At 46.0% G+C, this 15,530-nt stretch carries 12 protein-coding genes and 2 tRNA genes; 7 read left to right on the forward strand and 7 right to left on the reverse strand.

Translation table 11 applies throughout. From position 1 onward, the window contains the following. Positions 1–130: 130 nt before the first annotated feature. Both KW844_RS04155 and KW844_RS04160 read left to right on the forward strand, forming a co-directional pair. Positions 131–1,669: a recombinase family protein gene (locus KW844_RS04155; RefSeq protein ID WP_218375453.1), complete on the forward strand. Its 1,539-nt coding sequence runs from the start codon at positions 131–133 to the stop codon at positions 1,667–1,669. Continuing rightward, the gene (locus KW844_RS04160; protein ID WP_218375454.1) at positions 1,635–2,291 is read left to right on the forward strand and encodes a hypothetical protein; all 657 of its coding nucleotides are present in this window, start codon (positions 1,635–1,637) and stop codon (positions 2,289–2,291) included. The genes KW844_RS04155 and KW844_RS04160 overlap by 35 nt, the downstream gene beginning before the upstream one ends. Positions 2,292–2,395: 104 nt before the next feature. Here the strand turns inward: KW844_RS04160 and KW844_RS04165 are convergent. The 3 genes from KW844_RS04165 to KW844_RS04175 all read right to left on the reverse strand — a co-directional run bounded on the left by KW844_RS04165 (position 2,396) and on the right by KW844_RS04175 (position 3,532). Next, a tRNA-Leu gene (locus tag KW844_RS04165) sits at positions 2,396–2,481 on the reverse strand. Between the two features lie 24 nt (positions 2,482–2,505). Beyond that, positions 2,506–2,578 (reverse strand) — tRNA-Gly (locus KW844_RS04170). 120 nt (positions 2,579–2,698) lie between these two features. After that, positions 2,699–3,532 carry a hypothetical protein gene (locus tag KW844_RS04175; protein WP_218375455.1) on the reverse strand — a complete coding sequence of 278 codons (834 nt, stop codon included), beginning with the start codon at positions 3,530–3,532 and terminating at the stop codon, positions 2,699–2,701. Between the two features lie 140 nt (positions 3,533–3,672). On the opposite strand from KW844_RS04175, the gene KW844_RS04180 reads away from it, so the two are divergent. From KW844_RS04180 to KW844_RS04190, 3 genes are all read left to right on the forward strand, one after another. Next, a complete protein-coding gene (locus KW844_RS04180; protein WP_218375456.1) occupies positions 3,673–4,842 on the forward strand; it encodes a DUF3667 domain-containing protein in 1,170 nt (389 codons plus the stop codon). A gap of 8 nt (positions 4,843–4,850) precedes the next feature. After that, positions 4,851–5,627, forward strand: a complete 777-nt coding sequence (locus KW844_RS04185; protein ID WP_218375457.1) for an enoyl-CoA hydratase-related protein — start codon at positions 4,851–4,853, stop codon at positions 5,625–5,627. A 97-nt stretch (positions 5,628–5,724) separates the two neighbouring features. After that, positions 5,725–6,279: a hypothetical protein gene (locus KW844_RS04190; RefSeq protein WP_218375458.1), complete on the forward strand. Its 555-nt coding sequence runs from the start codon at positions 5,725–5,727 to the stop codon at positions 6,277–6,279. A gap of 71 nt (positions 6,280–6,350) precedes the next feature. On the opposite strand, the gene KW844_RS04195 is transcribed toward KW844_RS04190, so the two are convergent. Next, the gene (locus KW844_RS04195) at positions 6,351–8,621 is read right to left on the reverse strand and encodes a Tex family protein (RefSeq protein ID WP_218375459.1); all 2,271 of its coding nucleotides are present in this window, start codon (positions 8,619–8,621) and stop codon (positions 6,351–6,353) included. Positions 8,622–8,819: 198 nt separating this feature from the next. Between KW844_RS04195 and mazG the strand changes: the two genes are divergently transcribed. Next, positions 8,820–9,590, forward strand: a complete 771-nt coding sequence (gene mazG / locus KW844_RS04200; RefSeq protein ID WP_218375460.1) for a nucleoside triphosphate pyrophosphohydrolase — start codon at positions 8,820–8,822, stop codon at positions 9,588–9,590. Between the two features lie 18 nt (positions 9,591–9,608). After that, entirely contained in the window at positions 9,609–13,418 is a 3,810-nt protein-coding gene (locus tag KW844_RS04205; protein WP_218375461.1) for a HAMP domain-containing sensor histidine kinase, read from the forward strand. A gap of 276 nt (positions 13,419–13,694) precedes the next feature. On the opposite strand, the gene plsX is transcribed toward KW844_RS04205, so the two are convergent. From plsX to KW844_RS04220, 3 genes are read right to left on the reverse strand one after another with little or no spacing between them, the layout of a single operon-like run. Continuing rightward, a complete protein-coding gene (gene plsX, locus KW844_RS04210) occupies positions 13,695–14,645 on the reverse strand; it encodes a phosphate acyltransferase PlsX (protein WP_218375462.1) in 951 nt (316 codons plus the stop codon). A 48-nt stretch (positions 14,646–14,693) separates the two neighbouring features. Next, positions 14,694–14,888: a 50S ribosomal protein L32 gene (gene rpmF, locus KW844_RS04215; RefSeq protein ID WP_218375463.1), complete on the reverse strand. Its 195-nt coding sequence runs from the start codon at positions 14,886–14,888 to the stop codon at positions 14,694–14,696. Positions 14,889–14,900: 12 nt separating this feature from the next. Beyond that, complete coding sequence (locus KW844_RS04220) at positions 14,901–15,449, reverse strand: DUF177 domain-containing protein (RefSeq protein WP_255578209.1); 549 nt, start codon at positions 15,447–15,449, stop codon at positions 14,901–14,903. Between the last annotated feature and the right edge of the window lie 81 nt (positions 15,450–15,530).

Consider the following 15,530-nt stretch of genomic DNA (forward strand, 5'->3'; position numbering starts at 1 on the left):
TTCCAATCATCTTCCTTTTATCAAAGTAACAGTGATGCGCAGTCGTTAATTGATTTTGTAATACAACTCGGTAAATGGAAATGGGGTTTTAGGATAATCTTTTCTCATTATTGATAAAACTAGATTAGCCATGAAAACAAATATCAACGTTTTCGCCGTTGGCTACGCCCGCATCAGTATCAAAGACCAATCCAGTTATTCCCTCACATTTCAAGAACAAGCCATAAAACGCTACTGTGAACAAAACAAACTTACCCTTATTGCATTCTTTCGCGACGATGGTGAGAGCAGTGACACCTTCGACCGCCCCAACTGGAAGGCTTTAGAAGAGTTTCTCCAAAAACATAAGGATCTGGTCCAATATCTGGTTGTCTTAGAGTTAGACCGCTTCAGCAGGGAGCTGACCAAGGCATTACAGAAGATCGACGAACTATATCAGAAGTACAAAATCCGTGTGGTCACGGTGAGCGAGCCAATATCACAGGATAGCTCTTCGCCCAGTAGTTTTCTAATGCGTGGAATAAAACTGCTCATTGCGAATCATGAATTAAACCTTATTCGAAGCCGGACAGCTCAGGCTATGCTGCAAGCTAAGGAGTCAGGAAGGTTTACACATCACGCTCCGTTCGGCTATAGGAATAAAAAGGATAGGGCGGGGTTACCAGTATTGGAAATTGTACCTAAGGAAGCCGAAATAATCAGGTTTATTTTTCAGCAGTATATAGCTGGCGTTCCATTTTCCCTGATCTTCGAGGAGGCCAGGAGTCAGGGATTCAATCGATCAGGTAATAATAGTATCCAGCATGTTCTGAGTAATTCTTTGTATGCGGGATTTATTAAGATTGCGAAGAGTGCCAGTCAACCGGAAAGACTTGTGAAAGGGCTACATCAACCAATTATATCGTTATCTCTGTTTAATACAGTTCAGGATTTATTGAAGAGAAGGCATAAGCCAATTGCGAGTAAACCTAAGCAGGTTATTCCTTTACGTGGTATGTTAAGATGTCCGTGTGGTGCTGCGATCTCTGGGAGTTATTCCGGTGGCCGCAGCAGACGGAAATATCTGTACTATTTCTGTGGAAAGGAGCGCTCCTATAATTTCCCAGGGGAAACATTACATCTGATGTTTGATAAAATTCTGAAGCAGCTTTCTTTCACACCAACGGACTTTGACCTGGTTAGGGAGAAGGCCGTGACTTGGTTGCAGGAATACCGAAAGAATCAAGGTACACAGATAAAAAACTGCGTTGATCACATAAAGGCAATAAAGCAAAAAATTTGCTACCTACAAATTGCGCTATTAAATGGCGTGATTTCCACCAGTATGTACAATCGCGCATATGCCGATTGCAGCCTGCATAAGGCACATTGGGAGGCAGTGGCGAATATCCTGAGGAAAGAGCAATTGCCAGTACTGGATATGCTCAATAGGGCAGGAGAGACGTTGATGCATTTAAATGAGTTGTTTACAACATCCAGAGAGGCGGAGAAATTCAAACTAATGAAATTGATTTTTCCGGAGGCACTTGAGTTTGACGGTAAACTATTTCTTACCTCAGCCGTCCATCCAGCTCTGGCTTTCAACTATAGGAAGAATTTGTTTTATGATCTTCTCACTTTAAAACAGTCTAAAGATGAAAACAAAGGCAAAACTTCGGAAGGCAGATAGCAGCTATCTTGACTGTTATGATAGCCATACGATTACCTTGTTGCAAGGAATATCAGGTGAATCTAATAATAGGGATCTTGAATTCGATCTGCACAAAACGATTGCAATTCAAAGGGCAAATATTAAGCACCTGGTAGTACAAGAAATGATGGACAGCGATGAAATGAAGGATTTGCTGATTGACAAGTTCCGGATACCAAAGCATATCACATGTGACGTCTGTGGCTTACCCTTGCGCTTCTGCACCTATTTCTTCGATATGGAAGATCATCCAATTTTATTTGTTTTTGAATGTTTAAAGGGTCATTTGCCCAGAGTACTAGTGGATGCTGATGGAAGACGTTATGATATGCCTGCGCAAAAATGCTCGGACTGTGGCTTCGATATGACAGTATCACTGGAAGGGCTAAACGATGAATTAACCATTAGCCACGAATGTCATTCCTGTGATAAAAAAATTGAAGACACTGTAAAAGCTGATTGGACGGACTTCTCGCAGATTAAAGAAGAAGACAGAAAAGAGTATTGCTATTCATTTGCAGGACAAAATTTATTCTTTCTCAGTTTATTTCGGCTGGCAGAGGATTTGAGCCAGATGGGAGTTGAACACGTAAGTGGCTAAAAATGAAAATAATGTGTAAAAAATGAGAAGAAAGCTCGAAAAGTTGGAGAATAAAAAAAACCGCCATAAGATACTGTCTTTCAAGTATTTATGACGGTTTTATGTACCCCAGATGGGAGTTGAACCCACACTCGCATTACTGCGAACGGGATTTTAAGTCCCGCGTGTCTACCAATTCCACCACCAGGGTATCAAATCCTCCAAGAGGATTTTGAGCGGAAGACCGGGCTCGAACCGGCCACCCCGACCTTGGCAAGGTCGTGCTCTACCAAATGAGCTACTTCCGCTTTTAAAAAGAACTTTTTCCCTTCAATCCCCGCTCATGGCGTTTTTCGTTGGGATTGCAAAGATAGGAATCTTTTTGAATTTACAAATTTTTTTTCAAATGATTCAAAGATTTTTATGCATTACTGATTAAAAGTATAATTGTACTTCACCATCCCTAACAGCTCCTTCCCTTTGCCATAGCAGCTTTCACGGTCAGGTAACCCACTCGCCTGATAGCTGTACTCCCAGATAGTATACTCCCCGCTAGCCACATTTACCGACGTCATCTTCTTTAACAACCCACCCTCATATTCAAACATATAGTCCGGCAACATACGCTTTCTCACTGCGTTATAACTGTATATGTCCGTCAGCTGACCATTGGCGTCATAGTTAAAATACGTCCGCTTGCCCAGCGCCGGCTGCTCCTCAATCACATGCCCCGCACTATCCGTCTTGAAAGCCACCACCAGCGAATCATTGGTCGCACTCTTCCTCCGCACCATCCGCTGCAGCCTGCCAGCAGTATCATAGACATAACTACGCGTTTCCTCAAACTTTAACTTACTCGACGTCGCCTGTGAACTGCTGCTCACCAACACCAGCTTGCCCCCCTCATCATAACGGTACTGGGTAATCGTAATGCTCGCATTCGTACTGTCCACCGTTTTGGTAAGCATCCCCTTCGATGAAAAAGTGCTCACCAGCACCTCATAACCTGTGGCACTACTGTTAGTAACAGAGCGTAACTGATGCCCAGTCGGACTCACCAGCCGAACACACCTGAAATCCTTGTCCGGCTGCATCCCCGGATCAAACGTCTGCACCATCTGCGCCGTTACCTTCTGCTGCTTCAGCACCGCCATAGTAGCAACGGTACGCTGCGTATTCACAATGTCCTGGAAATAATACTGACTGCTGGCTGTGGAGGCAATGCCCAGAAAGCCTAATAAAATTGCAATTGATCTCTTCATGAATAGGTTACTACGCTTTTGCGTCTGCAAATTAAACGTAAAATTCAATTTAAAATTTTTCAGATGTTTGATTTTCCTCCCGCTTTGGCCATATGCCAATTAATTTTATATCTTTAGCCCGCCAATAATCTAAATCGCTTGTGAGAACTCAACCCTTACGTGAAGACAAACACTGTCTGAACTGTGGATACGAAGTGCCAGAAAGATACTGTACCCATTGCGGCCAGGAAAATACCGTACAGCACGAAACCTTCGGACACCTGGTGAAACATTTTGTAGCTGATATCTTTCACTACGACAGCCAGTTCCTGATCACACTCAAATATCTCATGATCCGCCCCGGATTCCTGACAAGGGAATATATGGCTGGTAGAAGGGTACGCTACGTAAACCCAATTAAACTATACGTGTTCGTGTCCTTCGTATTCTTCCTGACAGCCTTCGGCTTTATGGCGAAAAACTGGGATAAGTCAATCGATATCGAGGATGATCCACCTAAACTGAAAAAACAAACAACCGCACAAAAGGCAGATACACTACGCGTTGTAGCCGAAGGAGATACCGTGAACGGTTATCGTTATCATCCTGCACTTGCCAATGATACCAGTCATAATATTTTAGGGAGAGATTCAATGCTCCCTAAAGAAAAAACAAAAGTACCGGAACAGCCGGTCCTGGCACAAACGCATGATTCAGACTCCTCCGATACAGCAATGGCCCACCCAGCCACCACAGCGGGTCATGGCCACGGAAGCGAAGCAATTTCCCTCGCGGGTACTAAAACAAAAGTCTACGACGATGAACAGGCACAACTCCCGCCAGGTGAACGCGATAATAGATACGTCGCAAATATGAAGCGCCGGGCTTTATTTGTAACAGATTTCATAAAAGGCAGACTCCCTAATCAGGCAGCAGTCAGGGAACTAATGTGGGATTACTTCAAACATAACGCACCCAAAGTCATGTTCCTGCTGTTGCCACTGGCAGCACTCCTGATGAAATGGCTGTACCGGAAACAGAAAAAATGGGTATATGCAGATTTCGCCATCTTTGCGCTGCACTTCCATTCATTCATGTTTATTCTCTACCTGCTGGCTGTAATCATCATGTCCATATTCCCGGGGGCAAATGGTATTACCTGGGCAAACTGGATTATATTCGGTTACCTGGTAATAGCATTGTACAACAACTACGGCCAGTCATGGAAGCGCAGTATCTGGAAAGCCAGTGTACTCTGGATATCTTACGTGATGATGGTATTTGCGGTAATGATGATGGTATTGGGTTTCCTTGTTGCATTAATTTTGTAAGTTTACAAATGCCTCAATTCATTATCATACACCAGCAAGTGGCCCCCTACGTGGCCCACATCCAGCTTAACAGACCCAAAGAGCTAAACGCCCTGAACCTCGAACTGATGGGGGAACTCCGTGATGCACTCAAACAACTGGATGCCGACGACCAGGTACGCGCCATCGTGCTCTCCGGCAACGAAAAAGCATTCGCCGCCGGCGCCGATATCAAACAAATGGCCGGCAAAACCGCCATCGATATGTATAATATCGACCAGTTCAGCACCTGGGATACCATCAAAAAAATAAAGAAACCGATTATCGCAGCAGTAAGCGGCTTCGCCCTCGGCGGCGGCTGCGAACTCACCATGCTCTGTGATATGATCGTGGCCAGCGAAACGGCCCGCTTCGGTCAGCCGGAAATTAAACTGGGCGTGATCCCCGGTGCCGGCGGTACCCAACGCCTTACCCGCGCCGTCGGCAAAGCCCTCGCCATGGAAATGGTGCTCACCGGGCGATTCATTACCGCCCGCGAAGCCCATCAGGCAGGCCTCATCAACCGCATAGTGCCCACGGAACTATTCCTGGCCGAAGCTATCAAACTAGCCTCCGAAGTAGCCTCCATGAGCCCCATTGCCATCAAAATGGCCAAAGAAGCTGTTCTCAAAGCATTCGACTCCACCCTCGACGAAGGCCTGCAATTCGAACGCAAAAACTTCTACCTCCTCTTCGCCTCCGAAGACCAGAAAGAAGGGATGCAGGCTTTCATGGAAAAACGTGCCCCCGAATTCAAAGGCCACTAACTAATATTATTAAACTTTTTATTATTTGAGTTGTTAACCCTCTAGACCTTGCCAAACCGGATGGTGGTACCTGTTTGGCATTGGAAACTATCAACTTATGCAAAACGAACATCCTCTTACCGTTCGGCTGTTGCTCCTGACAATAGGCCTCTGCGGAATCGTTACCCAACAAGCCTGTAACAGCCGCGTGCAACAGGTGCGCGCCATCGTGCTGGCTGATGACCTCACCCCACCGGAATTAGATACCATGAAAACGGTATCAGATACCATACACGCCGAAATCGTCAGCTCCTGGACCTCCTTCGCCACCATGGAAGGACAATACCCGGAAGACGCAGACCTCCTCAATAAAGAGCCACTTAAATCCAGAATGGCCAAACTCCTCGGACCCAAAAACCACGAGGAATTCCTTGAAAGATTTAAAGTCACCCCGCCACTCGAAATCGAAGATAACGTCCTGTTCGATGAAGGCTACCAACCCGGCGGGCGACAGTCAGACGCCGCTGCCATCGCCGTTGATATGGACGACGATATCATCTACGTGGGATTGGCAGTACACCATAAACTCCACATCTTCAGCGAAAAAGGAGATACCCATTACCCCAAACAACTACGTACCTGGATGACCAAATTCAAACGCTCCCAACCTTAACTTACCACATACAAAAAGCCCCCTTTTCCACAGAAATGCCGGAAAAGGGGGCTTTATTATAAAAAAGACGATTAATTGAACTTATTCTTCAACGCTGCCAGCTTCGCCTGGAAGTCGTTCAGCGGCGCCTCCTTCTGCGCAGGCTTGTCTTTCCTTTCCTTCCGCTGGCCACCGCCCTGGTGTCCCTGATGTCCCTGGCTGCTGCCACCGCCGCCTTTTTCATTGTCTTTCATCGACAACGAAATACGCTTGCGCATCGCATCCACCTCCAGTACCGTTACCTGTACCTTCTGGTTCAGTTTTACCGCCTCATTAGGGTTGCTGATGAACTTGTTGGAAAGGTGGGATATATGCACCAAACCATCCTGTTTAACCCCAATATCCACAAACGCACCAAACGCAGTGATGTTGGTAACCACACCTGGTAATACCATGCCCGGCTTCACATCTTCAATCTTGTGAATACCCTCGGCATACTCGAAAATGCTGATCTCATCACGAGGGTCACGGCTAGGCTTAGCCAGCTCCTTCAGGATGTCTTCCAGCGTTACCATACCCACATCTTCCTTGATGAAGTCCTTCAGGTTAATTTGCTTGCGCAGATCTTCCTTACCCATCAAATCCTGCACCTTCAGTTGCTGCCTGCTCGCAATTTCCTCTACAAGCGGATAACGCTCAGGATGCACGGCGCTGTTATCCAGCGGATTGTCACCATTTTCAATACGCAGGAAGCCCGCGCACTGCTCAAAAGCCTTATCGCCCAAACGGTGCACTTTCTTCAGCTCCTTGCGGTTTTTGAAAGCGCCGTTTTCTTTTCTGTATTTAACGATGTTGTCGGCCAGGGAAGGTCCCAAGCCGGAAATGTAAGCCAGCAGGTGCTTGGAAGCGGTGTTCAGGTTCACACCCACGTTGTTTACGCAGCTAACCACCACACGGTCAAGACTCTGTTTCAAATGCGACTGGTTGACATCATGCTGATACTGACCTACCCCGATGGACTTAGGATCAATCTTCACCAGTTCCGCCAACGGATCTATCAGCCTGCGGCCAATGGAAACAGCACCACGCACCGTTACATCCTGATCCGGGAACTCTTCACGAGCTACCTCAGAAGCAGAATAAACAGATGCACCGCTTTCATTTACCATGAAAACGTTGATTTTCTGGCCAAAATCCAGTTTTTTCACAAATTCTTCTGTCTCACGGCCTGCGGTACCATTACCCACTGCAATGGCAGCAGTATCATACTTTTTCACCCATTTCTGGAGCAGCGCCTCGGCATCATCTCTCTTATAGTTCTTTTCCAGCGGGAAAATCACATCATGATCCAGCATGTTGCCCTGGTTATCCAACGCTACCACTTTACAACCGGTTCTGTAACCCGGGTCAATGGCAATAACTGCTTTAGGCCCCAGTGGTGCCGCCAGCAGCAACTGGCGCAGGTTCTCGGCAAATACATCAATCGCCTCTGCATCCGCTTTGTCTTTGGCTCCCGCACGGAATTCATTTTCCAGGGAAGGACGCAACAAACGCTTGTAAGCATCAGCGGCCGCTTTTCCTACCTGCTCAGCAGCAGCACCTTTTCCGGTAACAAACTGCTTGCTCAGGATGTCCATGGCATCTTCCTCAACAGGCGCAATGGAACTGAATAATATACCTTCAGATTCAGCACGGAGGATCGCCAGCACCCGATGGGATGGCATCTCCTTTAAATCTTCAGCAAACTCAAAATAATCCTTGTATTTATTGCCCTCTTCCTCTTTGCCTTCCACCACTTTGGATGTCAGCTTGCCGGTATGGGTGAAAAGCTTACGCAGCTTGTCCCTGCACTCGGCATTTTCATTGATCCACTCCGCAATAATATCCCTCGCACCCTTCAGCGCCTCGTCAGAAGTGGCTACCTGCTCATTCAGGAATTGCTCTGCTGCCGACACATCACCATCCTGCTGATCAAAAAGTAAATGGGCCAGCGGCTCCAGTCCTTTTTCAATCGCCACAGTGGCACGGGTTTTACGTTTCGGTTTGTAAGGCAGATAAATGTCCTCCAGCTCAGCCAGTACCCAGGTAGATTCAATTTTTCCCAACAGCTCAGGGGTCATTTTTTCCTGTTCTGTGATCGTCTTGATAATAAAATCACGACGCTCATCCACCTCTTTGTAGCGCTTCTGTAAGTCCTCTATCCGGCCAATCTGCACCTCATCCAGACTCCCCGTTACCTCTTTTCGGTAACGTGAAATGAATGGTACCGTTGATCCTTCAGATAACAGGTTCATAGTGTTCTCCGCCTGCCTGGCCGAGATACCTAATTCGGATGAAATCAGTGCAATGTGTTTCGAATTCATGTTAATTCATTTTGGGATGTATTTCAATACTACAGGTACTTGTCGCATGACTGTAGCAAAAAAAACAATCGCTTAATTGTAGCTCGCAAATGTAATTAAAAAGGCCTTTTTCCCAAGAAAAAGAAATTAACAGTTTTTAGCATGGATATTGCTGTCTCAGCCCTCCCTGATGCACATTTTTAACTACTTTTACGGCATATGGAAAACAACGCTACTTTCGACAGACTTTTGAAGATCATGGACGATCTGCGGGAAAAATGCCCCTGGGATAAAAAACAAACCATTCAAACCCTCCGGCAGCTGACCATAGAAGAAACCTATGAACTCGCAGATGCTATCACAGACGAAAACTGGCAGGCCATTAAGGAAGAACTGGGCGACCTCATGCTCCACATGGTTTTCTATGCTAAAATAGGTGCAGAACAACAACAATTCGATATCAACGACGTCATTAACGGCGTCTGTGAAAAACTTATTCACCGGCACCCGCATATCTATGGTGATGTTAAAGTCGAAGATGAAGAAGAGGTAAAACAAAACTGGGAGAAACTGAAACTCAAAGAGGGGAAAAAATCTGTCCTCGGAGGTGTGCCCAAAGCCTTGCCCGCATTGGTTAAAGCCATGCGTATCCAGGAAAAAGCCAAACAAACCGGCTTCGAATGGGAAAATAACAGCCAGGTAATGGATAAAATAAAAGAAGAACTCGCAGAACTGGAAGAAGCCATCGGTGCCGGTAACCAGGATCATATCGAAGCCGAATTCGGAGATGTGATGTTCTCACTGGTCAACTATTCCCGCTTCCTGAAGGTGGACGCAGAAAATGCCCTGGAACGCACGAATAAAAAGTTTCAGCGCCGCTTCCAGGAAATGGAAACGATGGCCCTTCAACAAGGCAAACAACTCAACGACATGTCCCTGACGGAAATGGATGCGCTCTGGAACGAAGTCAAAGCGCAAGAAAAAGCATAAGCCCAAACTATACTCCCATTGATCGACGCTAAAGAAATACGCTTATTTTTCCTGCGGCATGGCTACCTGCTGATCGTAGCGGCATGGCTGTTTACCTTCGCTTTCCTGTTCAGCAACTACTGGTCGTACTACTCCTCTCCGCAAGGCGTACAACACAGCCTGGAAAAAAGTATACGCGAAAGAGAAAAAGATTTCAATGCCTTCCTGCTGGATACTTCTACCGTAAATGCACTGTTCTCCCGCTCTTATACGGAAAAAGCAGTGGAAAAGCTGAGCAAACGCGATTTCCATGTGTTTGCGTACGATTCCTCCGTAGTCGAGGGGGCGTGGCTGGCCTTCTGGAGTACCAACCTCGTACAGCTGGACGACCTCCCCGCACAATGGCGCAGTGGTGAGTATTTCCTGAAGTTGAAAAATGGCTATTACGACGTCGTTGTCAGAAACATCAGGGCACCCGAAGGGCATACCCGCAGAGTAGTAGGGCTGATCCCCGTACGCATGGAATATGCCCTGCAAAACCATTATCTCGTTAATCACTTTTTTGATAAACCCGCGCTGGGTGCAGAATATCAGATCCATATCTTCCCGCATAACTACATGTCCAATGAGCATATAGTATTGCCGGTAGTAAACAGTAGTAATAAAACGCTCTTTTATCTCGACTATAACAAAACCTTCCACAGCAGGCCTCCCAACCTGTTCAGCGTAATATTCCGGGTGCTCGGAAGTATCTGTGTGCTCATATTCCTGAACCTGTTTGTGACCCAGCTGGCAAAAAATTCCAATCCGCTATACGCCTTTCTGGTACTGTTTGTAGTGGTGTTTGGACTTCGCGTGCTTAGCTACGTATATGCGTTTCCGTTTAACATGCGTAGCCTCAATATCTTCGATCCGAGCATCTACGCAAAAGATGAAATATTCCGCTCCCTGGGCGACCTGGCCATCAACGTCATCCTCGTGTTCTGGCTCATTGTGTTCTTCCGCGAACACGTGAAAACCATCAACCCGCCAGTGATTAAAAAACGCTGGATGCAAAGCCTGGTCATCATCGTAGCGAGCCTCCTGCTATACATCGTAGAGCAATTTCTGGCTGACCTCATCCAGAGTCTGGTAATCGATTCCCGCATCTCTTTTGATGTAACCAACTTTTTCAGTCTGAATGAATACAGCGTCATAGGCTTTGTGGTACTGGGTTTTATCTCATTCAGCTTTTTGTTTTTTTCGCAGATCATCAACTACCTGCTCAATGAGCTCACCAACTTCCGCTACCGTACCAAATACATATGGCTGGCAGCAGTAGGTATACTCTGGATTCTTTTCCGGCTGCATAATCCCGACGTGCCTTTCACCGTCACCATGGTGATATGGCTGCTGTTGTATATCGTGTTGCTCGACTTCATTGCCGACAGGTTCGAAAGCACCGTAGCCACCGTACCTTTCCTCTTCTGGCTGTTCCTGCTCACAGTTACCACTTCAGGTACCATCGTGTACTATAACAATCAGAAAGAAGTGTCTACCCGCCTCAATATTGCCAAAAATCTCTCGAAACAGAAGGACCCTTACCTGGAAATTCTGCTCAACGATGTCGGCAAAAAAATGGAGCGCGACGAATACCTGCAAAGTTTCTTCGACCACCGGGAATCGGTGCCGCATAAGTCGGAACTGGAAAATGATTTACTGCAGAAATACTTCCAGGGCTACCTGAGCAGGTTCAATATCACCTTTTATCCTTACGATGAAAACGGGGACCCCATCTATGCTTCCGATACCATCTCCCTGATATCCTTTAACAGACGGATGTTGTATGATCCGGAAGCCGCACCGGTACTGCAGGGAGGTAACGATCTTTATTATTACGAAAAGAGTTTTAAACAATATAGTTATATCGGGAAGAAGGAATTTTATAGTCCGGTAGATCACGCAGGTGTAGGTTGGTTGCTCTACGTGATCACCCCTAAAGTATCCGCTTCCGACAGAATTTATCCGGAACTCCTGGTAGAAGGCGATGTATCAGATGCCACCAGGGAAAACGCTTCTGCGTATTCCTATGCCGTTTATGATAAAGGTATTCTGGTAAGTAACTTCAACGATTTTCCGTTCCCTATACGTTTGTACGCATCCGATCTGCCGGCCACAGATGTGGCGTTACGCTGGGTAAGGGGGCATTCGGAGCTGGTGTACAAGGCTACAGCCGATAAGGTAGTGCTGGTGGTAAAGGAGAGCAGGTCGTTTACAGAATTCATTGCTTTGTTTGCCTGCATGTTCTGCCTTTTCCTGCTGATCATCGTTATCTATAAAGTATTTGACCTGCTGATCAAAGCACGTATGCGCATCAGCAATCTGCGTACATTGGTGAAAATCAGTATCCGCAGAAAAGTCCATGGCACCATCATTTTCATCGTCGTATTTTCCTTCGTGATCCTGGGTTTAACCACAATCAAGTTTTTTATTTACCGCTCGGAATTACAGAATAAGGAAAAGCTGAGCAAAGCCATGGGAGAGGTAGCCACCGACGTGGAAAAAGTGTTTGATAACCAGGAAACACACGACCAGGTGGGCGATATATACGATTCGCATTTATTGGTGCAGTTGAGTAATTCGCTGGCCAACATTGCGGATGATCGTGCGATGGACCTCAACGTTTATGACCGTGACGGGAATCTGCAAATCACTACCCAGCCATTGATGGTGGAGAAGGGGCTGATTTCCCGGAAAATGAATCCCCTGGGCTATTATCAGCTATACAATGAGCAGCTGATACAGTTTATCCAGTATGAGCAAATTGGTACAATGGCTTTTCTTTCCGGATATGTTCCTTTAAGAAATGATGCAGGAGAAGTTTTTGCTTATCTGAACGTTCCCTACTTTGCCACGCAAACGGAGTTAAAGCAGCAGATCTCCAGCTTCCTGGTGGCGCTGATTACTTTCAATGCTTTCATCTTCCTGATCGCGGGTATTATCGCCCTGCTGATAACGAATTCGATTACACGTTCTTTCTCGCTCGTCACTGAAAAGCTGCGTCACGTTAACCTGGGCCAGCGAAATGATGAAATTGACTGGGATAAGGATGATGAAATTGGGGCGTTGGTAAAAGAATATAATAAGATGGTAAGGAAACTGGAAGTGAGTGCGGCAAGATTGGCTAAGAGTGAGCGTGAGGGAGCCTGGAGGGAGATGGCAAGGCAGGTGGCGCATGAGATCAAGAATCCGCTAACGCCCATGAAGCTGAGCATTCAGTACCTGCAACGCGCCATTGCTGATGACCGGCCTAATGTAAAGGAGCTGTCGAAAAATGTGGCCAACACCCTCGTAGAGCAGATTGAACACCTGGCCAACATTGCGTCGGATTTCTCTGCGTTTGCCCGTATAGGTGAGCCTTCCAATGAAGTGGTGCAGGTCAATGAGGTCCTGCATTCCCTCACCGGCTTATACCAGGGCCATGAGCATTGTACGGTGATCTACCAGGAACCATCCACGGATTATTATGTATATGCTGATAAAACCCAGATGAACCGCCTGTTCACCAACTTGCTGCAAAATGCTACACAGGCGATCCCGGAAGGGCGGGAGGGGAGAGTAATGGTGCGTTTCCAGCGCACGGATGATCGCTATGTGATCGTCAGCGTGGCGGATAACGGGGATGGTATTAGTCCGGAAGTCCAGTCGAAAATATTTGTGCCTAATTTCACCACCAAATCCTCCGGTACCGGTCTGGGGCTGGCGATGTGCAAGAATATTGTGGAGCAGATGCGCGGTGAAATCTGGTTTGAAACCAAGTTAAATGAGGGCACTACGTTTTACGTAAAAATGACACTGTATGAGGCGTAATAATTCAGGGAGATGTCAGCCTTGTGTTATAGTATTGTTCCGTTGTACTGTGGTAATAATTTAGGGAGATGTCAGCGCCTGTGTTGCTACATTCTCCAATGATTCACCGTTCATTCAATAACACATGCCTTATGCGCTCATAAATTGCAAAGGGATGTGGGCGCACCCCGCGCCCACATCCCTTTTTCACCAGTGCCGAAGGCACTGGTGAAAAAGGGATAAAAACAAGAAAGCCTTCGCGCAAGCGAAGGCTTTCTGAATAAGTTATGAGCAGGATTACGCTTCTTTAGTACTAAAGCTGGCAGTAATCTTTTCCAACAGTTTAGATTGTAGCATCTGCTGTGCGAGCAGAATCATGTTTTTAAAGGCGAGTGCCTGAGAAATACCATGACCGATAATTACAGGTTTGGAAACACCCAGAACCGGGGTACCACCGTAGGTCTCGGAATCAAACTTACTAATGTACTCGTCATTGATACCACGTCTGTGCGTGATTTCATGGATTGACTCGGCCATTTTAAGAATGATATTTCCGGTGAAGCCTTCACAAACAATTACATCGGCTTTATTGCTGAAGATATCTCTACCTTCGATATTTCCGACGAAATTGATTTGTTTGTTTTCTTTTAATAGCGGATAAGTGGCCTGAGCGAGCAAGTTGCCCTTTCCTTCTTCTTCCCCAATATTCAGTAATCCAACTTTAGGGTTGGGAACATTCAGGATGTTCTGGGAATATAGGGAGCCTAGGATGGCAAATTGTGCCAGGTTTTCTGGTTTGCAGTCGGCGTTGATACCCACATCGAGCAGCACTCCGTATGAGCCGTCTTCGCGGGGAACAAGAGTAGAAATCGTAGGACGTTGCACCCCTTCAATGCCTTTAATAGAATAATAGGTACCTACCATCATCGCTCCGGTATTACCAGCGCTGATGAAAGCATCTACCTTTTCATTCTTTAAAAGATGGAAACCAATTGAGATAGAAGCTTGGGGCTTCTCTTTCAGTGCCTTGGTAGGGTGTTCATTCATCCCAATAACCTGAGATGAATGAACAACTGAATATTTTGATTGGTCCAGCTGTGCATCAGCAAGAAGTGGCGTGAGCTGTTGCTCATCTCCAATCAATACGAGATGCACATCAGATGCAACTGTATCTAAATATAATTTTACTCCTTTTACTGCTTCTGTGGGAGCGAAGTCGCCACCCATCATATCAAGCCCGATTCTCATGTAACTCAAGTTTGTTCTTGTTAGCTCGGGTAAAATTAGTAAAAATTATTATTTAGCAGCGCCCTGTTTTTCCAACACTACTTTTCCTTTGTAGTACAGTTTGTTTTCTACCCAATGAGCACGGTGTCTCAGGTGCACTTCTCCGGTTGCGCTGTCTGTGCTTAATGTATCCGCTACCGCCTTATAATGCGTTCTTCTCTTTGCTGATCTTTGCTGAGAATGTCTGCGTTTAGGATTTGGCATTTTATTTAATTTTTAATTGTCCTTAAATTTATCCAACCCTTTCCAGATTGGGTTATCGTTTTCTTTTGCCTGCTGGTTCATACGTTCCAGCATTTCTATCACCTTTGGATTGCACCCGCTCTTGCCATCGGCAGTATCCGGGTGAATGTGCTGCATCGGAATGCTCAAATGTATAAACTCATAAATCAGATCAGACACATTCAAATGTGATTCCGTCCTCGATATATACGATACATCCGGATCTTCCTCCGACTCGTTCATTTCCTCTGGATTGTCCACCAGTTTTACCACATGGTTGAAATCATCCCAGAGCTGTAGTTCAAAAGGCTCTCCACATCTGTCACAATTAACAGTAGCAGTGCCACCTATCTCAAACTTCAACATGAAGAAGTTGCTCTTCTTGTCAAGATTCAAATTCACCGTCGCTTTGCAATTACTAAAGTCCCTCGGACCATCGTAGTTCTCAAAGAAACTCTCATCCACCTCGTACTGAAATGTGTGCACCCCGGGTTTTAATCCTACAAAGGCTATTTCAAAATCGCGGTGTGGTTTCATATCCATATCCTCACTTTTAGAGGGATGCAAAGGTAATTAAATATTTGCAATTGCAAAAATTTCCTAAATTTGTTCACTATTGATATT

Source organism: Chitinophaga sp. sic0106 (genome assembly GCF_019219075.1).
Lineage (GTDB): Bacteria > Bacteroidota > Bacteroidia > Chitinophagales > Chitinophagaceae > Chitinophaga.